This is a genomic window from Pseudomonas aegrilactucae (assembly GCF_019168305.1).
Taxonomy (GTDB): Bacteria; Pseudomonadota; Gammaproteobacteria; order Pseudomonadales; family Pseudomonadaceae; genus Aquipseudomonas; species Aquipseudomonas aegrilactucae.
On record NZ_JAHTBI010000132.1, the window covers coordinates 1 to 22,179 of the forward strand.

24 protein-coding genes and 2 pseudogenes are annotated in these 22,179 nt (G+C 66.1%); 12 read left to right on the forward strand and 14 right to left on the reverse strand.

From position 1 onward, the window contains the following. Nucleotides 1-44: 44 nt before the first annotated feature. From KUO17_RS25620 to KUO17_RS25640, 5 genes are all read right to left on the reverse strand, one after another. Nucleotides 45-653, reverse strand: coding sequence for an eCIS core domain-containing protein (locus KUO17_RS25620; protein ID WP_217978353.1), 609 nt, complete (start codon nucleotides 651-653; stop codon nucleotides 45-47). 52 nt (nucleotides 654-705) lie between these two features. Then, complete coding sequence (locus tag KUO17_RS25625) at nucleotides 706-2,040, reverse strand: cation:proton antiporter (protein WP_217978354.1); 1,335 nt, start codon at nucleotides 2,038-2,040, stop codon at nucleotides 706-708. Between the two features lie 106 nt (nucleotides 2,041-2,146). Continuing rightward, nucleotides 2,147-2,803: a hypothetical protein gene (locus tag KUO17_RS25630; protein WP_217978355.1), complete on the reverse strand. Its 657-nt coding sequence runs from the start codon at nucleotides 2,801-2,803 to the stop codon at nucleotides 2,147-2,149. Beyond that, nucleotides 2,800-3,960: a class C beta-lactamase gene (gene ampC, locus KUO17_RS25635; protein ID WP_217978356.1), complete on the reverse strand. Its 1,161-nt coding sequence runs from the start codon at nucleotides 3,958-3,960 to the stop codon at nucleotides 2,800-2,802. The genes KUO17_RS25630 and ampC overlap by 4 nt, the downstream gene beginning before the upstream one ends. Beyond that, nucleotides 3,957-4,763 (reverse strand): AraC family transcriptional regulator, encoded by an 807-nt coding sequence (locus KUO17_RS25640; RefSeq protein WP_217978357.1) that lies wholly within the window; start codon nucleotides 4,761-4,763, stop codon nucleotides 3,957-3,959. Before KUO17_RS25640 ends, ampC begins: the two co-directional genes overlap by 4 nt. 79 nt (nucleotides 4,764-4,842) lie before the next feature. Here KUO17_RS25640 and KUO17_RS25645 point away from each other — a divergent pair, with 79 nt between their 5' ends. Then, nucleotides 4,843-5,829: a bile acid:sodium symporter family protein gene (locus tag KUO17_RS25645; RefSeq protein ID WP_217978358.1), complete on the forward strand. Its 987-nt coding sequence runs from the start codon at nucleotides 4,843-4,845 to the stop codon at nucleotides 5,827-5,829. Between the two features lie 24 nt (nucleotides 5,830-5,853). Here KUO17_RS25645 and KUO17_RS25650 read toward each other — a convergent pair whose 3' ends face one another. Both KUO17_RS25650 and KUO17_RS25655 read right to left on the reverse strand, forming a co-directional pair. Next, nucleotides 5,854-6,228 carry a DUF2784 domain-containing protein gene (locus tag KUO17_RS25650; RefSeq protein WP_217978359.1) on the reverse strand — a complete coding sequence of 125 codons (375 nt, stop codon included), beginning with the start codon at nucleotides 6,226-6,228 and terminating at the stop codon, nucleotides 5,854-5,856. A gap of 7 nt (nucleotides 6,229-6,235) precedes the next feature. Then, nucleotides 6,236-6,715, reverse strand: a complete 480-nt coding sequence (locus KUO17_RS25655) for a GNAT family N-acetyltransferase (RefSeq protein ID WP_217978360.1) — start codon at nucleotides 6,713-6,715, stop codon at nucleotides 6,236-6,238. A 183-nt stretch (nucleotides 6,716-6,898) separates the two neighbouring features. Between KUO17_RS25655 and KUO17_RS25660 the strand changes: the two genes are divergently transcribed. The 4 genes from KUO17_RS25660 to KUO17_RS25675 all read left to right on the forward strand — a co-directional run bounded on the left by KUO17_RS25660 (nucleotide 6,899) and on the right by KUO17_RS25675 (nucleotide 11,165). Next, nucleotides 6,899-7,528 (forward strand): LysE family translocator, encoded by a 630-nt coding sequence (locus KUO17_RS25660; RefSeq protein WP_217978361.1) that lies wholly within the window; start codon nucleotides 6,899-6,901, stop codon nucleotides 7,526-7,528. Nucleotides 7,529-7,546: 18 nt separating this feature from the next. Then, nucleotides 7,547-8,419, forward strand: coding sequence for an alpha/beta fold hydrolase (locus tag KUO17_RS25665; RefSeq protein WP_217978362.1), 873 nt, complete (start codon nucleotides 7,547-7,549; stop codon nucleotides 8,417-8,419). 105 nt (nucleotides 8,420-8,524) lie between these two features. Next, the gene (locus tag KUO17_RS25670; protein WP_217978363.1) at nucleotides 8,525-9,661 is read left to right on the forward strand and encodes an HlyD family secretion protein; all 1,137 of its coding nucleotides are present in this window, start codon (nucleotides 8,525-8,527) and stop codon (nucleotides 9,659-9,661) included. Beyond that, the gene (locus tag KUO17_RS25675; protein ID WP_217978364.1) at nucleotides 9,651-11,165 is read left to right on the forward strand and encodes an MDR family MFS transporter; all 1,515 of its coding nucleotides are present in this window, start codon (nucleotides 9,651-9,653) and stop codon (nucleotides 11,163-11,165) included. Before KUO17_RS25670 ends, KUO17_RS25675 begins: the two co-directional genes overlap by 11 nt. Here KUO17_RS25675 and KUO17_RS25680 read toward each other — a convergent pair whose 3' ends face one another. Next, on the reverse strand, nucleotides 11,166-11,927 hold the full coding sequence (locus KUO17_RS25680; protein ID WP_255263800.1) for an AraC family transcriptional regulator: 762 nt from the start codon (nucleotides 11,925-11,927) through the stop codon (nucleotides 11,166-11,168). It abuts the gene before it with no gap. 174 nt (nucleotides 11,928-12,101) lie between these two features. On the opposite strand from KUO17_RS25680, the pseudogene KUO17_RS25685 reads away from it, so the two are divergent. Together KUO17_RS25685 and KUO17_RS25690 are read left to right on the forward strand one after the other, a co-directional pair. Beyond that, a pseudogene (locus KUO17_RS25685) lies at nucleotides 12,102-12,964 on the forward strand (pirin family protein). 84 nt (nucleotides 12,965-13,048) lie between these two features. Next, nucleotides 13,049-13,645: a hypothetical protein gene (locus tag KUO17_RS25690; RefSeq protein WP_217978365.1), complete on the forward strand. Its 597-nt coding sequence runs from the start codon at nucleotides 13,049-13,051 to the stop codon at nucleotides 13,643-13,645. On the opposite strand, the gene KUO17_RS25695 is transcribed toward KUO17_RS25690, so the two are convergent. Beyond that, complete coding sequence (locus KUO17_RS25695; RefSeq protein WP_217978366.1) at nucleotides 13,636-14,148, reverse strand: DUF2938 family protein; 513 nt, start codon at nucleotides 14,146-14,148, stop codon at nucleotides 13,636-13,638. The genes KUO17_RS25690 and KUO17_RS25695 overlap by 10 nt on opposite strands. Before the next feature lie 65 nt (nucleotides 14,149-14,213). On the opposite strand from KUO17_RS25695, the gene KUO17_RS25700 reads away from it, so the two are divergent. From KUO17_RS25700 to KUO17_RS25720, 5 genes and pseudogenes are all read left to right on the forward strand, one after another. Continuing rightward, nucleotides 14,214-14,867, forward strand: a complete 654-nt coding sequence (locus tag KUO17_RS25700) for an ArsR/SmtB family transcription factor (RefSeq protein ID WP_217978367.1) — start codon at nucleotides 14,214-14,216, stop codon at nucleotides 14,865-14,867. Between the two features lie 94 nt (nucleotides 14,868-14,961). After that, nucleotides 14,962-15,459, forward strand: coding sequence for a PaaI family thioesterase (locus tag KUO17_RS25705; RefSeq protein ID WP_217978368.1), 498 nt, complete (start codon nucleotides 14,962-14,964; stop codon nucleotides 15,457-15,459). Between the two features lie 96 nt (nucleotides 15,460-15,555). Further along, nucleotides 15,556-15,768 (forward strand): annotated as a pseudogene (locus tag KUO17_RS25710) (helix-turn-helix domain-containing protein); the annotation flags it as partial. Between the two features lie 100 nt (nucleotides 15,769-15,868). After that, nucleotides 15,869-17,089 carry a multidrug effflux MFS transporter gene (locus KUO17_RS25715; protein WP_217978369.1) on the forward strand — a complete coding sequence of 407 codons (1,221 nt, stop codon included), beginning with the start codon at nucleotides 15,869-15,871 and terminating at the stop codon, nucleotides 17,087-17,089. Nucleotides 17,090-17,105: 16 nt separating this feature from the next. Beyond that, nucleotides 17,106-17,687 carry a TetR/AcrR family transcriptional regulator gene (locus KUO17_RS25720; protein WP_217978370.1) on the forward strand — a complete coding sequence of 194 codons (582 nt, stop codon included), beginning with the start codon at nucleotides 17,106-17,108 and terminating at the stop codon, nucleotides 17,685-17,687. An 88-nt stretch (nucleotides 17,688-17,775) separates the two neighbouring features. On the opposite strand, the gene hpaI is transcribed toward KUO17_RS25720, so the two are convergent. From hpaI to hpaD, 5 genes are read right to left on the reverse strand one after another with little or no spacing between them, the layout of a single operon-like run. After that, complete coding sequence (gene hpaI / locus KUO17_RS25725; RefSeq protein WP_217978371.1) at nucleotides 17,776-18,579, reverse strand: 4-hydroxy-2-oxoheptanedioate aldolase; 804 nt, start codon at nucleotides 18,577-18,579, stop codon at nucleotides 17,776-17,778. Nucleotides 18,580-18,593: 14 nt separating this feature from the next. Continuing rightward, nucleotides 18,594-19,397: a 2-oxo-hept-4-ene-1,7-dioate hydratase gene (gene hpaH / locus KUO17_RS25730; RefSeq protein ID WP_217978372.1), complete on the reverse strand. Its 804-nt coding sequence runs from the start codon at nucleotides 19,395-19,397 to the stop codon at nucleotides 18,594-18,596. An 11-nt stretch (nucleotides 19,398-19,408) separates the two neighbouring features. Continuing rightward, nucleotides 19,409-20,713, reverse strand: a complete 1,305-nt coding sequence (locus KUO17_RS25735; RefSeq protein ID WP_217978373.1) for an MFS transporter — start codon at nucleotides 20,711-20,713, stop codon at nucleotides 19,409-19,411. A gap of 51 nt (nucleotides 20,714-20,764) precedes the next feature. Continuing rightward, entirely contained in the window at nucleotides 20,765-21,157 is a 393-nt protein-coding gene (locus KUO17_RS25740) for a 5-carboxymethyl-2-hydroxymuconate Delta-isomerase (RefSeq protein WP_217978374.1), read from the reverse strand. Nucleotides 21,158-21,177: 20 nt separating this feature from the next. Then, a complete protein-coding gene (gene hpaD, locus KUO17_RS25745; RefSeq protein WP_217978375.1) occupies nucleotides 21,178-22,035 on the reverse strand; it encodes a 3,4-dihydroxyphenylacetate 2,3-dioxygenase in 858 nt (285 codons plus the stop codon). Nucleotides 22,036-22,179: the final 144 nt, after the last annotated feature.

Consider the following 22,179-nt stretch of genomic DNA (forward strand, 5'->3'; position numbering starts at 1 on the left):
TGGAGATGTGTTGGCTGGCACTGGGTGGGGCCAACAGCGTGAAACTAGTGTGCCAAGCCCACCGTGGAGCCCTTCAGGGCCTTCTGCACCTCGGCCTGGACGGCATACGCCGGCGCCTCCACCGCGTTGTAGTCGCGGGTGTAGCGGGCGGCAAATGCTTCGATGCCCCATTGCTGATACTGCTGCACATGCTTCAACTCGTGCGCCCACAGGGCCACGTTGTTGTGGGCGTCCTCGGCATGGCGAAAAACGATGATGTCCACCAGCGTGACGGCATTCACGTCGGGGTTCTGCAGCATGGCCGTGGTCGCGTCGAGCTGTTGCGGGTCGCCCACCTTGTAGCGCACGGCGTCCAGTACCTGGAAGTCGTAGTACGCCTCCAGCTGTACCCGGATATCCAGCGGGATGGGTTGCACGTCACCGGCCGCGGCCATGTCACGCGAGCGTTTCAACCAGCCGGCCAGGCCTGACGCGGCCATCTGCCCGACGCTTTCCAGCAACGTGCCCAGGTCTTGCAGGTTGGCCGGCGCGACGGGCGCGCAATAACACGCCACCGTGCACAAGGGCGCCTGCCCGGAAGGACACGCCGCCAGGGCCAGGCCCGGGCTCGACAGCACGCCCAGCAGGGTATAACGCAACACACGCAATGACATGAATCGAACCTGCAGAATTTGACCAGCGTTGGACACCGGTTCGGCGATTAAGTTACCCGCGCCGCGCGTAGTGGTTCAGCATCGGCTGTGTGGTCAAGCCGTGCACCACGATGCTCAATGCCACCACCGACAGCGTGATGTTCAGGCACTGCGTCGCCAGCGTGCCGTCCAGCGCGTGGCTCAAGGCATAGAACAGGTAGAACAGGCTGCCGATGCCACGGATGCCGAACCAACCGACCATCAGGCGCTGGCGCAGGTCCAGCAGGCTGCCCCACGGCATGGCCAGCACGCTCAACGGCCGTACCACACAGAACAGCGCCAGGCCGCACGCCAGTGCACGCCAGTCCCAGTGGCTGGCGAGCACCACGCCCAGCACGGTCACCAGGAACACCTCCATCACCCGTTCCACCAGGCTGCCGAAGGCGAGCATGTCGCCCATCATGACACCGGCGGCCACCTGGGTGTCTTCCAGGTTGTCCACGTCGCCATGCACGGCATTTTCCGGGGCGGCCTCCAGGTGCCCGGCCACGGGCTGGGCGAGGTGCTCGGAAGGCGTCTGCGCGCCTCCGGTAAAACTGACTTCGGCCTGGCGCAGGCCGAGCCCCGCCGCAAATACCGAGAGAAAGCCATAGGCATGCAGCGTGTCGGCCACTACATAGGCCAGGGCAATCAGTGCCAGCGCCAGGTAGTCGTTGGGTGACAGCGTGCTGTCGGCGTGGCTGATGCGCAACGTCAGGGTCAGGCGCCCGAGCAGCTTGCCCATCCAGTAGCCGATCAGCAGCCCGGCAGGTATGGCCCACAGCAGGTCGCGCCACAGCCAGGTGAACAGTGCCCAGGTGTCGCCGGCCTGGCTTTGCACCAGCATCAGCCCCAGCAGCACGAACGGAAACGCCACGCCGTCGTTGAGCCCGGCCTCACCCGAGAGGCCGAAGCGCAGCGGGTCGTGGTCCTGTGCATCGTTGACCTGCACCAGTGCCGCCAGCACCGGGTCGGTAGGTGCGAGGATCGCGCCAATGAGCAACGCGGCCGCCCACGGCAGCTCGGCCAGGTAGTGCAGTACCACCGAAAACCCGGCGATGCTCAGCAGCATCACCGGGCCGGCCAGGCCAAACGCCACGCGCCACACGCGGCTGCGCAGTGTCAGGCGCAGCTTGAGCCCGCTGATGAACAGCGAGAACAGCAGCGCGACTTCGGTGAGGTGTCGTAGCCAGCTGGCCGCATGGTCGATGTCCAGGTGCAACAGGCCCAGACCCAGCGGGCCGATGCCGACCCCCAGCAACAGGCACACCGCCGACGTGGTCACCGGCATCCAGCGCAAATAGGACGAGGTCAGTGCAAGGATCAGCAGCACCGCGCCGAACACGGCGATCCACAGGGTAAAGCTCATCGCAGGTATCCGCCGGGTGTATCGGGCCCGGGGCAGGCCCTGAACATTCGAGGTGCGCGCCAGGGCAGAGGTTCACTGGCGTTTGCAGGCGCGTTACCCGTGCCGGTTAGGGCGCCTTGCTGTCCAGTGCCTGCACGGTAAAGGTGCCGATAAGGGGATTGCCTTGCAGCGCATAGCACTGCTCGTGATTCTTGCGCAGGTACAGCGTGCCGGCCTCGGGGGGGCCACAACTGGAGACGGCCACCGCATCGGCAATCAAGGCGAACTCGAGCCCTTTGTCCAGTTGCTGTTGGGTATACAGCGCTGCGCACAGCAGCGCCGTCGCAAAGAAGGGTTCGAACCCAGGCAGCTTGCGTGTGTCCGTTGCCGGGCGCGCGGGGAGCCACTGGCGTAGGCGAAGCGGCATCAACAGGTAGAGGCCGACCAGCATCAGCGAAAACGCGATGGAATACAGCGCCCCGTAGAGGATCGGTGCATGGTTGAGGTAGCCGATCTCGATGCCGAAGCGTGCATTCAGGCTTTTCTCGGTGGTGATCCGGCACAGGTACACCACCACCACGCTGTACAGCAGCGTGCCGGGCCAGTAGCTGACAAAGGCAAAGATGCGCGAGAGGTTGACCGCCGCGAAGACGCCGCCAGCCAGCAGCCCGCCGAACAGGATCAGGTTGGAGCCAATGTTCACCGGCAGTTGCCCGAACCCCCACAACCCGCCCAGCACCGCCAGCAACTTGAGCGTGTTGCGTGCCTGATTGCCCAGTGTCACCGGGTGGCCTCGCTCAGCACGCCGAGAATCTGGTACGCCAGCTTGACCCGTGCCTCGTTGGGGTAGTGCTTGTTGGCCAGGATCACGATGCCCATTCGCTGCGCGGGCACGAATGCCACGTAGGCACCAAAACCGTTGGTCGACCCGGTCTTGTTGATCCAGGCCGCCTGCTGCGGCGCCAGGGGCGGTTGCAGTGGCGTCACATCATGGGTGTTCAGCGCCATGCTGCTGGCGTTGCCATCGAGCAGGGTCTGCAGCGGTACCGGGTAGGCGTACTGCTCCCAGATCAGGTCCTGGGTCATCGCACCCAGCTGGTAGTAGCCGGTATGAGTGGCGGCGATGGCCTGCTGGAGGGCCGGATCGGTGGCGTCCAGGCCCAGGTTCGCTTCGATGAAATGCACCATGTCGTCGCTGCTGGATTTCACCCCGTAGGCTTCATCGGCAAGCACGGCGGGGGTCAGCCGGGCGGGCACGTTATCGCGGGTGTAGCCCTGGGCATAGTACTTCTGGCGGCTGGGCGGTACCTGGACGTAAGTGTTTTGCAGGCCCAGGGCGGGGAACAGCAGCTGCTCCACGGCCGATCGATAGCTCATGTCGAGCTGCCGCGCGCTGATCACGCCGAGCAGGCCGATGCTGGGGTTGGCATAGGTGCGACGGGTACCGGCCGGGTACGCGGGCGCCCAGGCCTTGAAGTAGCGCATCAATTGTTGGCTGTCGCGCACCTCGTCGGGTAGTTGCAACGGGAAGCCGCCTGCAGTGTGGGTGGCCAGGTTCAACAGGGTCACCTGCTCCAGCGCGCGACCGTGCAGTTCCGGCACGTACCTGGCAGGGCTGTCGGTCAATGAGAGCTTGCCGTTGGCCTGGGCGTAGGCTGCCAGGGTGACGTTGAAGGTCTTGCTGATCGAGCCCAGCTCGAACAGCGTGTCACGGGTGACCGCCATGCCGGTGTCGCGAGAGGCCACGCCCAGGTCGTAGAAGTGCCGTTCGCCGTTGACGGTCACGCCAATCGCCATGCCGGGAATGGCGTGGGCCTGCATGACTGCCTGGCCGGCCGCTTCTATCTGCGCGTCCAGGTCGAGGGGGGTAGGGGTGGCCCATGCGCCTGGGCTGGCCAGCAGCAGACAGGTCAGCGCGGTGCAGCGCTTGAAGTCGTTCATGTTGTGGGGTTCCGGTGGGTCTGCAGGAATTCGCCTGGCGACACGCCAAACTGTTTGCCAAAAGCGGCAATGAAGGCCGACAGCGATTCATAGCCGCAGGCCAGCGCCACGTCCGTGACCCGCTGGCCGCGGCTGAGCGCCGGCAGCGCGCTGAGCAGGCGCATGCGTTGGCGCCAGGTGCGAAAGGTCATGCCGGTCTCGCGCAGGAACAATCGGCTCAGGGTCTTTTCCGACACGCCGTGCTTGAGGCTCCAGTGCGCCAGCCCCGTGGGCAGGTCCGGGTGGGCTTCCAGGCGTCGGCACAATGCGCGCAGGCGCGGGTCTTGCGGCAACGGCAAGATCAGTTGCTCCTGCGGTGCGCCCAGCAGTTGGTCGAACAGCACGGCCACCAGCCGCCCGGCGGCGCCTTCAGGGTCGTACTCCACTGGCAGCTCGCTGAAGGTACGGATCAGCTCGCGCAGCAGCGGGTTGACGCTGATCACGCGGCACTCGGCGTCGGGCCACAGCGCCGGTTGCACATACAGGCTGCGAATGCAGGTGTCGCCCGCGCAACTGACCCGGTGCAGGGTGTGCGCCGGTATCCACACGGCGCGTTGCGGCGGCACCACGTAGCGCCCGGCACGCGTGTGCACGTGCAGCACGCCATGGAGGGCATATGACAACTGCCCCCACGCATGCCCGTGGGCAAAGCCCAGGGCAATGTTGGCCAGCGATTGCGCCTGCCCGTACAGCGGGCGCGGCAGGGCTGTGAGTTCGCTCAGGCGGGAGGCTTCAGAGGGCGGTGGCTGTCGTTTGGGCGACACTCTTGGTGTTCTGTCGTTAGTCGGAAATGGAAATAGACCTTATCGTCTCTGCCTCCCCAATAACAAGACAGGAAGCGTCATGAAGCACCTGCGACTGCTGTTCGACAATTTCACACTGGCGTTGCTCGCCGTGATCGCGCTGGCAACCCTGCTGCCTTGCGAGGGCCAGGGAGCGCTGGTGTTTGGCGGGTTGACCAACCTGGCGATTGCGTTGCTGTTCTTCCTGCACGGCGCCAAGCTGTCGCGCGAGGCGGTGGCGGCCGGGGCAGGTCACTGGCGCCTGCACCTGCTGGTGTTCGGCTGCACGTTCGTGATGTTCCCGTTGCTGGGCATGCTGTTCAAGCCGTTGTTCCTGCCGCTGGTGGGCGATGAGCTGTACATGGGGGTGCTGTACCTGTGCGCGCTGCCGGCCACGGTGCAGTCGGCGATTGCCTTTACCTCGCTGGCGCGCGGCAACGTGCCGGCAGCGATCTGCAGTGCGGCGGCCTCCAGCCTGCTCGGCATCGGGCTCACGCCGCTGCTGGTGATGGTGTTGATGGGGGTGCAGGGCGATACCGGCTCCAACCTCGATGCGGTGTTCAAGATCGTGCTGCAACTGCTGGTGCCCTTCGTGGCGGGCCAGTTGGCCCGGCGCTGGATCGGCGCATGGGTGGCGCGCAATGCACGTTGGCTGACAATCGTCGACCAGGGTTCGATCCTGCTGGTGGTCTATACCGCGTTCAGTGATGCGGTGATCAGTGGCTTGTGGCACGCGGTACCGCCGGCCCGCCTGGTGGGCCTGGCGCTGGTGTGCTGCGTGCTGCTGGCAGTGGTGCTGTGGTGTACACAGGCGCTGGGCAAGCGGTTGGGGTTCAGTCTCGAGGACCGCATCACCCTCCTGTTTGCCGGCTCCAAGAAGAGCATGGCGACGGGGGTGCCGATGGCTCAGGTGCTGTTCGCCGGGGGCGCGATCGGCGCCGTGATCCTGCCCTTGATGCTGTTCCATCAGATTCAGCTGATGGTGTGCGCGGTACTGGCGCAGCGCTATGCGGCGCGGGAGGAGGCTGCCCCGGTGGCAAATGCCTGAACCGGGGCGGCTGCGCCGGGCCGATCAGTGCACGGCGCTGCGCCTGCGTGAGCGCCACAGCCACAGGTACACCAGCGCATTGACCGCAATCACCAGGGCGCCCAGCCACAACTGGATGCCCGGCGTCAGCTTGGCCGGGTAGATCACCGGTATCAGGTAATGCTCGACGAAACTGTCGGGGTAGCCGATGTCGCCCGCCGCGGCGCGCAAGCGGTTTTCCCATTCGGTCAGCGGGCAGGGCAGGTGCAACAGCTCCACCATGATCCCCCACGCCACTGCTGGAAGATGCAGCCAGCACAGGCGTGGCCACCTGAGCAGCAGCAGGCCACCGACCATCACGAACACAATGAACGACAAGTGAAACAGCACCAGCCCATCGGCTGCGAATCGATAGAGCATGAGGGTGTCAGCCTTGTGCAAAGGTGCGCAGGGTTTCACCTTCCATGCGGTAGCGCACCCACTCATCCTGCGGTTGCGCACCGATGGACTGGTAGAACTGGATGGCCGGCTCGTTCCAGTCCAGCACGCTCCACTCCAGACGCCCGCAGCCCTTGGCGCAGGCCTCGCGGGCCAGATGGCGCAACAGCTGCTTGCCCGCGCCGGTGCCGCGCGCCTGGGGGGTCACATACAGGTCTTCGAGGTAGATGCCCTGTGTGCCGAGCCAGGTGGAGTAGCTGAAGAAGTACACCGCAAAGCCGATGGCCTGGCCGTCGCGCTCGCAGATCAGCGCCTGGGTGGTGGTGCCTTCGCCGAACAGGTTGCGCTCGATGTCGGCGACACTGGCGACGACTTCATGGCGGGCGCGCTCGTAGTCGGCCAGCTCGATGATGAAGGTAAGGATCTGGGGGGCGTCGTCAAGGCGCGCGGGGCGGATGAGCACTGGCATGAGCGGGGGCTTCTGTATCGGAATTCGGAGACGCTATCCTAAGCGAAATCGCTGCGGCGCAGGAGCTGTCGTCTTGCAGTGGCCGTGCGCGGAGCCCAAGTGTAGCGGCACAATTGCCCGCAACTGTATGGCAGCACCGGGTCGATAGTTGGTTAGTGTCGTTGAACAACAACACCGTAGCGGATGCCTGCCATGCTCACCTCCCTCAACCTGCTGACAGCCTTCATGCTGTTCGCCTTCGTCTCCTCCATCACCCCCGGGCCCAACAACACCATGCTGCTGGCCTCCGGGGTGAACTTCGGGGTGCGGCGCACCATCCCGCATGCCCTGGGCATCAGCGTGGGGTTCATGGTGATGGTGCTGGCGGTGGGGCTGGGCCTGGGCGAGGTGTTCAAGGCCTACCCGCTGGCCTACGGCGTGTTGCGCTACGTGGGCGCGGCCTACCTGCTGTACCTGGCCTGGAAGATCGCCACCTCCGGCCCGCTGTCGAGCACTGCGCCGGGTACGCGCAAGCCCCTGGGCTTCTGGGGCGCGGCAGCCTTTCAGTGGGTCAACCCCAAGGCGTGGGTCATGGCGGTGGGCGCCATCACCACCTATGCGCCGAGCCAGGGCTACCTGACCAACGTGATCGTGATCGCCGCCGTGTTCGCGCTGGTCAACCTGCCCAGCGTGTGCGTATGGGTGATGTTCGGCAGTGCGCTGCGCACGGTGTTGCAGGACCCGCGCTGGCTCAAGCTGTTCAACTGGCTGATGGCTGCGCTGCTGGTGCTATCGCTGTATCCGCTGCTGTTTGTAGAATCGGGGTTTTTATAGCCCCTGCAGCGAGCCTCGATGGAACTGATCCCCTGGTCGCATGAATGCGCCGAACACTTCACCCTGCGCGGCTGGCGCTCACCCGCCAGCGGCAAGCCGCTGCTGCACTTTCTGCATGGCAACGGCTTCTGCTGCCTGGCCTACCAGCCCTTGCTGGAGCGCCTGGCCGAGCATTTCGACCTGTGGCTGAGCGACGTGCAGGGGCACGGCGACAGTGACCATGGCGGTACGTTCGTGGGCTGGGACCGCTGTGCGCAACTGGCGGTCGAGGCGTTTCAGGCCGGGCGTGGCGAGTACGGCGAGGTGCCGTGCGTTGCTGTGGGGCACAGCTTCGGCGGGGTGCTGAGCGGCCTGATCCTGGCGCGCGAACCGGGCCTGTTCCAGCGTGCGGTGTTGCTCGACCCGGTGGTATTCAGCCGCTCGATGCTCGGGGTGATGAGTGTCGCCACCTTGCTGGGCCTGCACCGGCGCCACGGCCTGGCGCGCAAGGCGGCGACGCGGCGCAGCCACTGGCCCGACCGTGCGGCGGCGCTGGCGTCATTGCAAGGCCGCGGGATATTCAAGGGCTGGCATGAGGACGCCTTGCAGGCCTACGTGGACCACGCCATCGGCGACTGTGGCGAGGGTGTGGTACTCAAGTGCCGGCCTTCGCGTGAAGTGGACGTGTTCAGCTCGGTGCCCCGTGGGCTCTGGACGGCCTTGACCGAGGTGCAGGTGCCCACGCGGGTGCTCAATGGCACCGAGACCTATCCCTTCGTCCCGCTGTCGCTGTCACGCTGGGCGCGGCTCAACCCTCAGGTCGAACGCCAGGTGATGCCCGGTGGGCACTGCTTCATGCAGCAAGACCCGCAGGCTTGCGCCGAGCAGGTGCAGGCGTTCCTGTCACGTTGAAAGGTCATCTGTCCATTACGCGACGATAGCTGGCGTTTACACTAGCGATCACAAGTTGTGCGCGCCCTAAGCTGCCTCCCTCATTTCATCACAGAGGCAGCGCACATGAACCAGGCGGTCAGTCCCGAGACACCCATTGCCCAGGCCAGTCAACCTGCCAGGGCGCGCAAACTGCGCGTGGCCCTGGGCGCAGTCGGGGCCGTGAGCGTGCTCGGCGCCGCGCTGTTCGTATGGCAGGGCACGCGCTTTCACGAACAGACCGACGACGCCTACGTGCGTGCCGACTGGGCCCCCGTGAGTGCACGGGTGGGCGGCTATGTGGCGCAGGTCTGCGTGGACGACAATGCGTGGGTCAAGGCCGGTGACCTGCTGGTGCAACTGGACGACCGTGATTACCGCCAGAAGGTGCGCCAGGCCCGCGCGAACCTGGCTGGCAGCGCGGCCTCGGTACAGGCGCAGCAGGCCAGTCTGTTGACCCTGGCGGCGCAACTGCAGGCACAGCACCAGGCCATTGCGCAGGCAGCTGCCGAGCGCGAAGCGGGCGTGGCCGAAGCGCGGCGTGCCGAGCTGGACTGGCAGCGCTACCGTCAGTTGGTGACGCTCAACGCGGTCAGCGCCCAACGTGCCGAGCGCGCCAGCAGCACCCACACCCAGGCCCAGGCAGCGCTCAAGGGGGCGGCCGCCGGCTGGGCGCTGCAACGCGCCAGGCACACCGTGCTGGTCAGCCAGCAGGGTGAAGCGCAGGCCGAACTGGCGCGTCGCCAGGCCGCGCTGGAACAGGCAGAGGCGGCACTGGCGCTGGCCGAAAACGCGCTGGCCGACACGCAGATCCGTGCCCCTTTCGATGGCCGGGTCGGGCAGCGCAAGGTGCGTCTGCAGCAATACGTCAGCCCCGGCCTGCCCCTGCTGGCAGTGGTGCCGGTGGAGCAGGCCTATGTGGTGGCCAACTACAAGGAAACCCAGCTCGAGCATCTGCGCCCCGGGCAACGGGCAACCCTTGAAGTGGATACCTTCGGCCGCCACTGGCAAGGCACGGTCGACAGTGTGGCACCGGGCTCGGGTGCCGTGTTCGCCCTGCTGCCGCCCGACAACGCCACCGGCAACTTCACCAAGATCGTGCAGCGCTTTCCCGTGCGCATCCGCCTCGACCCGCCCGAGCAGGGCGCACCGCGACTGCTGCCCGGCATGTCGGTGATTGCCACCGTCGACACGCGGCCGGCGAAGGTGCGCCATGAAGACTGAAGAGCAGGTATCCCTGCGCGCCTGGGTAGCGGTGATCGGTGGCTTGTTCGGCTGTTTCATGGCCGGCATGAACGTGCACGTCACCAGCGCGGCGTTGCCCGAGATCGAAGGGGCGCTGGGGGCCACGTTCGAAGAAGGCTCGTGGATCTCGACCGCCTACCTGGTCGCCGAGATCACCATGATTCCGCTCACCGCCTGGCTGGTGCAGGTGTTTTCCCTGCGCAAGGTGATGCTGGTGGGCTCGACGGTCTTTCTGATCAGTTCGGTCAGTTGCGCGCTGGCACCGAACCTGTCCGCCATGATCGCCCTGCGGGTAATCCAGGGCGCGTCCGGCGCGGTGCTGATCCCGCTGTCGATGCAACTGATCATCACTGAACTGCCGGTCAGCAGGATTGCACTGGGCATGGCGCTGTTCAGCTTGTCCAACAGTGTGGCGCAGGCGGCCGGGCCGTCGATTGGCGGGTGGTTGACCGACCTGTACTCGTGGCGTTGGATCTTCCTGCTGCAACTACTGCCGGGGGTGGCATTGCTGGCGGCGGTCGGCTGGTCGATCCCGGCGCAGGCGAGCCAGCCCCATCAGTTGCGCCAGGCCGACTGGCTGGGTATTGGGGCCATGGCGCTGGGGCTGGGCGCCTTGCAGGTGGTGCTGGAGGAGGGCGGGCGTGAGGACTGGTTCGATTCGGGCTTCATCGTGGCGTTCAGCATCACGGCCGTCGTGGCGCTGGCGCTGTTCATCCAGCGCCAGTTGTGGGGCGATCGTCCCTTCATCAACCTGCGCCTGCTGGCCAGCTACAACTTCGGGGTGGCGAGCCTGGCCATGGCGGTGTTTGGTGCGGCCACGTTCGGCCTGGTGTTTCTGGTGCCCAACTACCTGTCGCAGGTGCAGGGCTACAACGCGCGGGAGATCGGCACCAGCCTGATTGCCTACGGGCTGGTGCAGTTGCTGCTGGCGCCGTTGCTGCCGCGCCTGATGCGCTGGCTGAACGCCAAGCTGCTGGTGGCCAGCGGTTTCGCCATCATGGCGTTGGGCTGCTGGCTGGGCGCACACCTGTCGGCGGATGCTGCGAAGAACGTGATCATCCCGTCCACCGTGGTGCGCGGGCTGGGTCAGCCGCTGATCATGGTCGCGCTGTCGGTGCTGGCGGTGAAGGGGCTGGACAAGGCCCAGGCCGGCTCCGCGTCGGCGTTGATCTCGATGCTGCGCAACCTCGGTGGGGCGGTGGGCACGGCGTTGCTGACGCAGTTGGTGTCGCTGCGTGAACGCTTTCACAGCGAACGGATCGGCGAGAGCCTTACCGTGTTCGACACGGCCTTGCAGCAGCGATTGCCCACCGGGATCGTCGATGCCCAGTCGCCGGACGACCTGGGTGTGCTGGCGCTGCTGGACCATAGCATCCGCCAGCAGGCGTACCTGATGGCGTACTCGGACGCTTTTCATGTGGCGTGTGTGGCCCTGGCCGTGTGCGCGGTGGCGTCGCTGTTGCTGCGCCAGCATGCGCGTTGACTAGTCGAGCTCGGGTTGGCCGTAGGCGGGGGTCTTGCCGAAATAGGCGCTGGGTGAAACGCCCAGGGTACGTCGAAACATCGCGCTGAAGGCGCTGGGGCTGTCGTAGCCCAGGTCCAGTGCGACGTTCAGGATCGAGTGCCCGGCGGCCAGCGAGTCAAGGCTGCTCAACAGGCGCAGGCGACGTAGCCACTGGATGAAACTCAGCCCGGTCTCGCGCTGGAAGGCGCGGGTCAGGGTGCGTGCGTTCAGGCCGCTGTGGTCGGCGGCGCGCTGCAGGCTCCAGGCACTGGCGGGGTCGTCGCGCAGGGCCTGGCACAGGGCGGCGAGTTGCGGGTCGACGGGCAGCGGTACATACAGCGCGAGAATCGGCAGCACGCGGATCTCGTCGAGGATCAACTGCATCACTCGTTCGTCGCGCCCGCCGGCGGGGTAGTCGGCGGGGATGTCCATGGCGCTGATGATCAATTGGCGCAGCAGTGGGGGCACGTCGATCACGCGGCAACTGTGGGGCAGGTCGGGGCGTGCATGGGGGGCGACGAACAGGGTGCGCATGCGTACCTGCCCGGCGAACCTCAGGTCGTGCTCCACGGTGGCCGGTACCCACACCCCGCGCCCGGGCGGGACCACCCAGCAACCCTGGGTGGAATTGACCGTGATGACCCCGCTCAGGGCATGGATCAACTGTGCGCGGGTGTGGCAATGCGGGGCGATGCGTTCACCATGCGGGTAGTTCTCGGCGAGGGTGAGGATGGGCTGCATGGCGTGTGTGGAAGGTGGGTGGGCGGTGATAGTAGCGTGCCTGCACCGCCCGTGCATGGGCGATGGTTCGCACATCACTGTTCCATAGGTAGAACAATGCGGACGCTTTACGCTATCTAGCGCCGCAATCGTCGCATCCGTATCGTTGACCCCATACACGAGAGGAGGTTTCTCATGAAGAAGATTCAAGGCATCTACAGCAGTCCGCCCCCCCACTGGGTCGGCGACGGGTTCCCGGTGCGCAGCCTGTTCAGCTACGACAACCTGGCCCAGCACATCAGCCCGTTCCTGTTGCTCGACTACGCCGGCCCCCACGCGTTTGGGCCCACCCAGGCCCGCCGTGGCGTAGGCCAGCACCCGCATCGCGGTTCGAAACCGTCACCATCGTCTACCAGGGCGAGCTGGAGCACCGCGACTCCACCGGCGCCGGCGGGCTGATCGGGCCGGGAGACGTGCAGTGGATGACCGCCGCCGGGGGCATCCTGCACGAAGAGTTTCATGCACCTTCGTTCGCCCTACGCGGCGGCACCCTGGAGATGGTGCAACTGTGGGTCAACCTGCCCGCCAGGGACAAGTCCGCACCGGCCGGCTACCAGACCCTGCTGGCCCAGGACATCCCCCAGGTGAACCTGGCGCACGATGCCGGCACCCTGCGTGTGATCGCCGGTACCTACCACGGCCATCAAGGCCCGGCCCGCACCTTCACGCCCATGGATGTGTGGGACCTGCAACTCACGCCCGCCGCGCCTGTGCAATTGCCGGCGCGCAGCGGCTACAGCAGTGCCCTGGTGGTACTGCGCGGCAAGGTCCTGATCAACGGCGAGCGTTCGGTCGGGCCGGCACAACTGGTGCTGCTGGCGCGCGACGGTGAAGACGTGCTGCTGCAGGCCGAAACCGATGCCGCCGTGCTCTGGCTCAGCGGCCAGCCGCTGGAAGAGCCCATCGTCGGCTACGGCCCGTTCGTGATGAACAGCGATGCCGAGATAGAACAGGCGTTCGCCGATTTTCGCGAGGGCCGTTTCGGCCAGATGAGCTGACTGCCTGCTCCAGCGCGCTTGCTGATGGCCTGCACGTCGTATACTGCGCTCCTTTCAGATTGCCTGTTCAAGGAGTGGCAAGGCATGGGTCACAGTGAAGCGTCGTCCCTTCATCTGGTGCGGGTTGTGCCCACCGATTACGGGCAGTTCGTGCTGCAACTGTCTGACGGAGGGTTTCGCCTGCTCAAGGGCCTGGTGCTGACCCGAGAACGGGGCTGGGCCGACCTGGCCAACCCGCGCAAGGCACGCCAGCGCGTATTCAGCGCTACGCAGGTCACCTGGCCGGGGGGCCGTACGCTGGGTATCGACGACTTGATGGCCCACACACAGCCCATGACCGCACAGGAACTGGGCTGGCAGTCGGTGGACCTTGCCCAGTGCAATCGCGCGCCAACGGGCGAGCATCCCACGCACCATGTGTACTACGTTTCGCTCAAGCCTTTCGGCCCTGAACCCTTCGGCCTGGGCGAGTCGATCCACGGTGGCCACGGCGAACGTGGCGGCATGTACAGCTTCGACCTGCCGGCCCTGCTGGCGTGGCCGCAGTGGCGTGCGCATTTCGAGTTGGCCGGTTGCGCCTGGGCCATCGGCCTGGTCGAGGCCAACCCCGAGGATCCCCAGGCCTTGCTGGATGCACTGATCGAGGCGTGGTGCCAGGGGGCCGAGGCGCCTCAGGCCTGAGGCACCAGGCCAACGGCTGCCAGTGCCAGGGCCGCCACGAACAGGCTCGCGCCGAACACGGCGTGCGCCGCCAGGCTACGCAGGCGCGCCCTGTTCGGGTTGGGTGTCTTGCTGGCCAGGATGCCGGCGCCCATGCCCGGCTGCAGGATGAAGAACGGTGCCAGCAACGTTGCCAGGCCCAGCGCCAGTGCGGGCAGCAGGGTCGGGGAGCGTGCCCATTCGGCGCCGCAGAGCGCCAGCAACAGCCCCGCGTACAGCACACCGATGAGGTAGTGGGTCAGCCAGCCCAGCAGGGCTTCGCCCTTGATGGCGGGCGCCTTGGCGATGCTGGCGTGCCTGAACTGTCTGTGGCGCATGTGCCCGACCCAGCGACCGACCATCGGCCAACTGGGGGGTGGCACGTTGAACACACGCTTTTGCACCTCTGCCCACAGGTCGGCGAGCGCGGTGGCCAGTACGCCGATCAGCAGGGAGCAGGCGATGAATGTCGGCAAGGCATGCATGGGTACGTTCCTTTTAATCATTCAATGAATTGATTGAATGATTGGCGAATGCTAGCTTCCTGTCAATGACCGACCTTCCTTTGCAGCACTTCATCGAAATCGCCGAGTTGGCCCGCACCCTGGGGCATGCGCACCGGTTGCACCTGCTCGAACACATTGCCCAGGGCGAGCGCGCCGTCGAGCGTCTGGCCGAGTTGTGCGAACTGTCCGTGGCCAACACCTCGCAGCACCTGCAGCACCTGCGCCGGGCGGGGTTTGTGCAGACCCGCCGCGATGGCAAGCGCGTGCTCTATCGTCTCGGCAGCGGGCCGATTCTCGACGTGCTGGGCGCATTGCGTGAATTTGCCGAGCACCAGCGCGGGGCGAAGCGCGAGCTGATGGCCGACAGCATGACCCACCAGGAGCGGCTGCAAGCGATGTCGCGGGACGAGCTGGTGCAGCGCCTGCAGGAGCGCAGCGTGACTCTGCTGGATGTGCGCTCGCACGAGGAGTTCGCCCTCGGGCATTTGCCCGGCGCGATCAACATGCCGCTCGACGAGCTTGAGTTGCGCCTGGCAGAGCTGCCGCGCGAGCAGGAAATCATCGCTTATTGCCGCGGGCCCTGGTGCGTGTTGTCGGGGGCGGCGGTGACGGCGCTGCGCGAGCGTGGGTTCAAGGTGCGCCGACTTAACAGCGGCTTTCCGGATTGGCAGGCCGCGGGGCTGCGCGTCGAGTCGTGAGCACCGCGGGTGGTGGCCGCTCAGCGCTTTCGCGCGTTGACCGGGTGGCGTTACCATCGGGGGCATGTCTTTGCATAAAAACAACAGGACGCCTATGAATCCCCAAGCCTTACCCCTCCAGGACCTGGCTGCGCCCGACGGTATCTGCTATGGCTGTGGCACCGCGCACCCCAGTGGCCTGCACCTGAAAAGCCATTGGGACGAGGACGGCATTCACCTGCTGTGCCGGCACAGCCCCGACAACACCTTCACCGGCTGGCCGGGGCTGGTGTATGGCGGGCTGCTGGCGATGCTGGTGGACTGCCATTCGAACTGGGCCGCCATGGCCCACCACTACCGTGCCGAAGGCCGCGAACCGGGCAGCCTGCCGCGCATCGACTGCGTGACCGGGCACCTGGGGTTGAGCTACCTCAAGCCGACCCCGATGGGCGTCGAGCTGTTGCTCAAGGCCCGTGTCGAAGGCGAGCTGGGGCGCAAGACCCGGGTGATCTGCGAGGTGTGGGCGGGGGATGTGCTTACCGTCACGGCCGACTCGGTGTTTGTGCGCGTTGATACCGAGCGCCTCAAGCAGCAGGCGCACAGCCCGTCTTGAACAGTGCCCCTGGGCATGGCGCGCGCCAGGCGTCCAGGTGTCGTTGCTCGGCGCTGGACGGCAGCGACACCCCGGCGCTGACCCCGTCGGCCCTTGCAGGGCGACAGCGTGTGCCGCTATATCCAGCGCGCCCGCCTGCAGCGCAGCGCCGACGACCTGGCCAACCCGATCCTCAAGGCCGAAACGATCACCACCATCGCCTACAAATGGGGCTTCACCGATTCGGCGCATTTCAGCTGCTCGTTCAAGAAACAGTTCGAACAGTTGCCCAAGGACTATCGCCAGCACAGCCTGACCGGCCCGGCCTGATGATGAGGTGACTTGACCTGTGGTGAGCGGGTGTATATGCTCGCCAGATCTTGCTACCTACCGGTCGGTAGGTATCGGTTTTCGATCTGGATACGATTCTATGCCTACCTCGCAGTCGCAGCCCCCGCACCTGAAATTCGCCATCGCGCTGGCCCTGATCGGCGGCCTTGGCCCGTCGGCCGTGGACATGTACCTGGCCAGCATGCCGGCGATTGCCGCGGAGTACGGCACGACCTATGCCGGGGTGCAACTGACCCTCACCGTGTTCCTGCTGGCGATGGGGGCCGGGCAACTGTTGTTCGGGCCGTTGGTCGATACGCTGGGTCGGCGCCGGCCTTTGCTGGCCGGCCTTGCGGTGTTCGTGCTGAGTTCGCTGGCGGCGGCCCAGGCTGGCAGCCTTGAGGCGCTGCTGGCCGCCCGCTTCATCCAGGGCCTGGGCAGTGCGCTGACCCTGGTGGTGATCATGAGCATGGTGCGCGATGTGGCCGAAGGCGCGCGGGCGGCGCAGATATTTGCCCTGCTGATGACCATCGAAGGCCTGGCGCCGGTGATCGCACCGGCGCTGGGCGGCTTTGTCGGTGCGCATTTCGGCTGGCGCGCGATCATGTTGACGTTGGCCGGCCTCGGCCTGCTGGTACTGGTGAATTCGGCAGTGGTGCTCAAGGAAACCCTGGCACTGGAGCAGCGCATGCCCTGGGCGCCGCGCCAGATCCTGCGCACTTACCTGCGCATCGGCGCCGACGGGCAGTTCCTGCGCCCGGCACTGGCGCTGTCGGCGGTGTTCTTTTTCCTGTTTGCCTACATCGCTGGCGCGGCCTTCGTGTACCAGACCCACTTCGGCCTGTCGGTGCAAGCCTTCGGCACGCTGTTCGGTGCGACGGGCGTGGCGATTTTGCTCGGTGCGATCACCGCCGGTCGGCTGGTGGCGCGCAAGGGCCTGTTGCGCCTGGCGCAGTGGGGCGCGGCGTGCCTGCTGCTCGGGGCGCTGGTGGTGCTGGGGGGGGCCATGAGTGCGGCCGGGCTGGTGGGCATCGTGGCCGGCATGGCGGTGGCGATGTTCGGCCTGGGTATCCTGGAGGCGACGTTGATGTCACTGGTGATGGCTTCGCAACGCCGGGCGCTGGGATCGACCGCTGCGTTGCTAGGGGCTTTCCAGTTGATCATTTCGTCGTTTGCCACGCCGTTGTCGGGCATCATGGCGCCTTTGGGCGCAGCGCACTGGGCGTTGCTGCTGGTGGTGTCGGGTGTGCTGGTGGCGTTGTTGGTGCGCGCCTGCATCCGGCAGGCACCGGTGGGCGTGAACAGCCTGGCCGGGCATTGATGGTGGAGAACCCTGCATGAGAACCCTGACGCCTTCGGCGCAGAAGATCTGCGCGATTGCGGTCGAGCAGTTTGCCGAACATGGCTACGATGCCGCATCGCTCAACGACATCGCGGCGGCGGCGGGCATGCGCAAGCCCTCGCTGTATGCGCACTTCACCAGCAAGGACGACCTCTTCGAGGCGGTCTTCGAGCGCGCGGTGGAGGCAGAGCGATTGTATGTGCAGGACTGCTTTGCGCAGTGCGACGCTGTGTTGCCGGGGACGCGCTACAGCCATTGCCTCGGCGAGCGCTATCAGCTGTCGGCGCACCTGCGCTTTCTGCTGCGTACGGCGTTCTTCCCGCCCCAGGCGTTGCGCCCGATCATTTCGGCGGGCTTCGAAGGGTACCTGGCGCGGCTGGGCGAGGTGTTCGAACAGGCGTTGGGAACGTGCTTGCCGCACTTGCCGGCTGCACGGCGGGCGCTGTACGTGGATGCGTATCTGGGCGTGGTCGACAGCCTGAGTGTCGAGCTGATCTATGCCGGGCCTGAAGCGTACACACGGCGGTTGCGGGCGATGTGGGCGGTGTTTGGGGATTCCTTGAACGCAGCAGGGTAAAGCGTGGCGCTCCATCGCGGGTCCCACAGGTACAGCGGCGCTACCTACCCTGCAGGCGCGGGCTTGACCCGCGATGAGGCCGGCAAAATCAGTACACCCCTCCTGCCTTGGCCACAGGTGCAACATCGCCCTTGAAGGCTGCCGCCAACCCCTGCAACCCACGCATCAGCACCGTGGTATCCACGCCCACCGCCACGAACGCCGCGCCCAGCTCGAGGTAGCGCCGCGCCAGGGCCTGGTCGGCGCTCAGGATCCCGGCGGCCTTGCCCGCGCGTTGTATACGCACGATCGCGTCCTCTATAGCCGCCTGCACCTCAGGGTGCCCCGGATTGCCCCGGTGGCCCATCGACGCACTCAAGTCAGCCGGCCCGATAAACACCCCGTCCACGCCGTCAACCGCAGCAATCGCGTCCAGGTTGGCCAGCCCTTGGGCATTCTCGATCTGCACCAGCAGGCACATCTGCGCATCGGCCTGATCCAGGTAACCGGGAATGCTGTTCCAGCGCGACGCTCGCGCCAGCGCACTGCCCACCCCGCGTATCCCCTGGGGCGGATAACGCATGGCGCGTACCAGCTCGCCGGCCTGGGCAGCACTTTCCACCATCGGCACCAGCAGCGTCTGCGCGCCGATGTCGAGCACCTGCTTGATCAGCGCGGTATCGCCGATCACCGGCCGGATGATCGCTTCGCTGGCATACGGTGCCACCGCCTGCAACTGTGCGAGCAGGCCGCGCAGGTCGTTGGGCGCATGCTCGCCATCGATCAGCAGCCAGTCGAACCCGGCATTGGCGGCCAGCTCCGCGCAATAGGCATCGGCCAACCCCAGCCACAGGCCGATCTGCGGCGTGCCACTGGCCAGGCGTTGTTTGAAACGGTTTACCGGCAGGTCCATGACAATCCCCCAGGTCAGACGAAACGGCAGGCGATGGAACCGAGCATGTCGTAGTCGACATGGAAGGTATCGCCCGGGTTGGCCGCCACCGGGCGGGTGAACGAGCCGCCCAGGATCACCTGGCCTGCCTCCAGCGTGACGTCGTACGGCGCCAGCTTGTTGGCCAGCCACGCCACGCCCTTGGCCGGGTGGTTGAGCACCGCCGCCGAGACCCCCGACTCTTCGATCACGCCGTTGCGGTACAGCACCGCCGGCACCTTGCGCAGATCGATGTCGGTAGGCCGCACGGCGCGACCACCCATGACCACGCCGGCATTGGCGGCGTTGTCGGAAATGGTGTCGAAGACCTTGCGCGTGGCGCCGGTGTGCGGGTCGACCTGCTGGATGCGCGCATCGATGATCTCCAGCGCCGGGATCACCCACTCGGTGGCATCAAGCACGTCGAACACGGTCACGTTGGGGCCCTTGAGCGGCTTGCCCAGGATGAACGCCAGTTCCACTTCCACGCGCGGCACGATAAAGCGCTCGAACGGGATGTCGCTGCCTTCGTCGAAGAACATGTCGTCGAGCAGCGCGCCGAAATCCGGCTCGGTGATGTTCGACGAGACCTGCATGGCGCGCGAGGTCAGGCCGATCTTGTGCCCGACCAGCGTGCGCCCGTCCTTGATCTTTTGCGCGACCCAGGCGCGCTGGATGGCGTAGGCATCCTCGATGCTGATGCCCGGGTGGTCGAGGGAGAACTGGCGCACCTGCTCGCGGCTGCGTTCGGCGCGGTCGAGCTGGGCTGCGGCATGGAGAATCTGGCTGTGGTCGAGCATGACGGGCTCTCTTATTGAGGGTTGACGATGGCAGCCTGGGTGCGCAGCACCAGCAGGCCGCCCAGGGTGATGAACAGCGCCAGCACGTACAGGGCAAGGCTGGCGCTCTGGGTGGTGTCGCGCATCCAGCCGATCAGGTAGGGCGCGAGGAACGAGGCGATACTGCCGAACGAGCTGATCAGGGCGATGCCGGCCGCCTGGGTGGCGGTGGACAGGAACGCCGGCGGCAACTGCCAGAACATCGGCAGGGCGGCGCTGGCGCCCATGCCGGCAATCACCAGGCCGCCCAGCACCAGCAACGGGTTGGTCGGCGCCAGGCCGGCCACGGCAATGCCCAGTGCCGACATCAGCAGCGGCACGCACAGGTGCCAGCGGCGTTCGCGCTGGCGGTCCGAGGAGCGCCCGCAGGCAATCATGAACAGGCAGCCGGCCAGGTACGGGATGGCGCTGAGCAGGCCCACGCGGCCATCGCTGCCGATACCGGCGCCGTGGATCAGGGTGGGCATCCAGAACGCCAGCGTGTTGACCGCCAGCATCACCGCGAAGTACACCGCCACCAGCAGCCATACCTGCCGGTTGCGCAGGATGCCGGCGAAGGAGGTGATCGACTTGCGCTGTTCTTCCTGGGCCAGTTGCTCGCGCAGTTGCTGTTTCTGTTCGGCGTCGAGCCAGCTCACGTGCTCGAAACTGTCGGGCAGGCGCTTGAGCACCACCAGGCCCAGCAGCATCACCGGCGCGCCCTCGATCAGGAACATCCATTGCCAGCCGCGCAGGCCGGCAGCGTCGTGGAACAGCTCGAGAATGCCGCCCGAGAGCGGCCCGCCGATCACGCCGGCCATCGGTACGGCAATCGCGAACAGCGCGGTGATCTGGCCACGGCGCCGCGCCGGGTACCAGCGGTTGAGGTAGACCAGGATGCCGGGGAAGAAGCCGGCCTCGGCCACGCCCAGCAGAAAGCGCAGCACATAGAAGCCCGAGGCCGACTCCACCCACAGCATCCCGGTGGACAGCGCCCCCCACACGATCATCAGGGTGGCGATCCAGCGCCGCGGGCCGACCCGGTCCAGCGCCATGTTGCTGGGTACGCCGAACAAGGCGTAGGCAATGAAGAACAGCCCGGCACCGAAGCCGTACACCGTGTCGCTGAAATGCAGGTCGCTGCTCATCTGCATCTTGGCGAAGCCGATGTTGATGCGGTCCAGGTGGGCGAACAGGTAGCACACCAGCAGCAGCGGCATCAGCCGCCAGGTGATGGTGCTGTGGGTGGCGTCGTGGCGCGCAAGGCTTGCCTGTGCGGCGGTATTGGCTGTGCTCATGATCTTGTTCTTCTTGGTCAGAGGGCCGGTGGTGGAGCAGGCGGCTGAAACTCAGCCCGCCTGGTCGCGCAGAAACGCATGCACGTTGTTCTGCCTGAAGTTCAGTTGCGGGTGCAGCTCGATCATTTCGAACGACAGGGCCAGCAGGCGCTGGCTTTGCAGCTCGGCAAAATGTGCGGTGATCACCTCGAACAGGGCCTGGGCTACCTGTTGGCGGGTCGCCAGGTCACGCCCGTGCCCGACCTTGAGGGTCATGTGCACGAAGGCGTAGTCGTGCGCACCGTCGGCCATGCGCCAGGTGTCCAGGCGTACCGCACGGCTGCGGATGCCGCCCAGCGGGAACACGCCGGTGGCGCCCAGGGTGTGGTGGACCTTTTCGAACAGGCCGGGCAGGTCGGCCTGGGTTTCGAGGTTGTCGGTGTATTCGGCAATGAAATGCGGCATGCGAAGCTCCTGCTGGGGGCTCAGACCGGGAAGATGGCGTTGATCTGGCCGGTGCCCGAACTGCCGAACGGCTCGGTGAGCACTTCGACCGGCTTGTCGTAGTCGGCACCGCCGAGCAGGCCCAGCAGCATCGCGGTGTCGTGCATGCCGCCCTCGCCGTAGCAGTGCGCGGCGTAGTCGGGCAGCATCGCGCAGAACTCCTTGAAGCGGCCCTGCTTCCACAGCTCGACCACGCGCAGGTCCATCTGCTTGTCGAACTCGCGGGTCCAGTTGTGGATGTTGGCTTCGGCGTTGCGGTCGTCCGAGAACCGGTGCGAGAGCGAACCGGAGGCCAGCACCAGCACCTTGCGGTCGCTTTTCTCGATGGCCCGGCGCACGGCGGCGCCAAACGCGAAGCTGTCCTGCAGGCGGTGCCAGGCGCACCAGGCGGCGATGGACACGACCTTGAGCGTGTCGGCGGCGGGCACGTCCATGTGCATGTAGCGCATCGGCACCAGGGTGCCGTATTCCAGTTCCAGGCTCGGGATGTTGTGGGCCAGGGTGCGCACGTCGGCGGCATTGGCCTCTTGCGCGATCAGCTCGCCGAGGGCGGGCAGGCCCGGGTATTCGAAGTCCATGTTCTTGATGAAGTGCGGCAGTTCGTTGCTGGTGTAGGTGCCCTTGAAGTGCTCGCCGCAATTGACGTGGTAGCCGCTGTTGACCAGCCAGTGCACATCGAACACCACGGCGGTGTCGGCGCCGAGTGCGCGGGCGCGGCGGCCGATCTCCTTGTGGCCGGCGATGGCGGCTTCGCGGCAACCGTGGTGCTTGCCGGGCAGTTCGGACAGGTACATCGAGGGGACGTGGCAGACTTTGGCTGCGAGGACGACTTCGCCCATGGGGTTACTCCTGGATCTGTTGTTCTTGTATTCAGTCAGTGATGACGCCTTCGCTGGCAAGCCAGCTCCCACAGGTACGGTGCACACAGCAATCCTTGTGGGAGCTGGGCTTGCCAGCGAAGCTTTTTTTACTGAGCTCCTTCG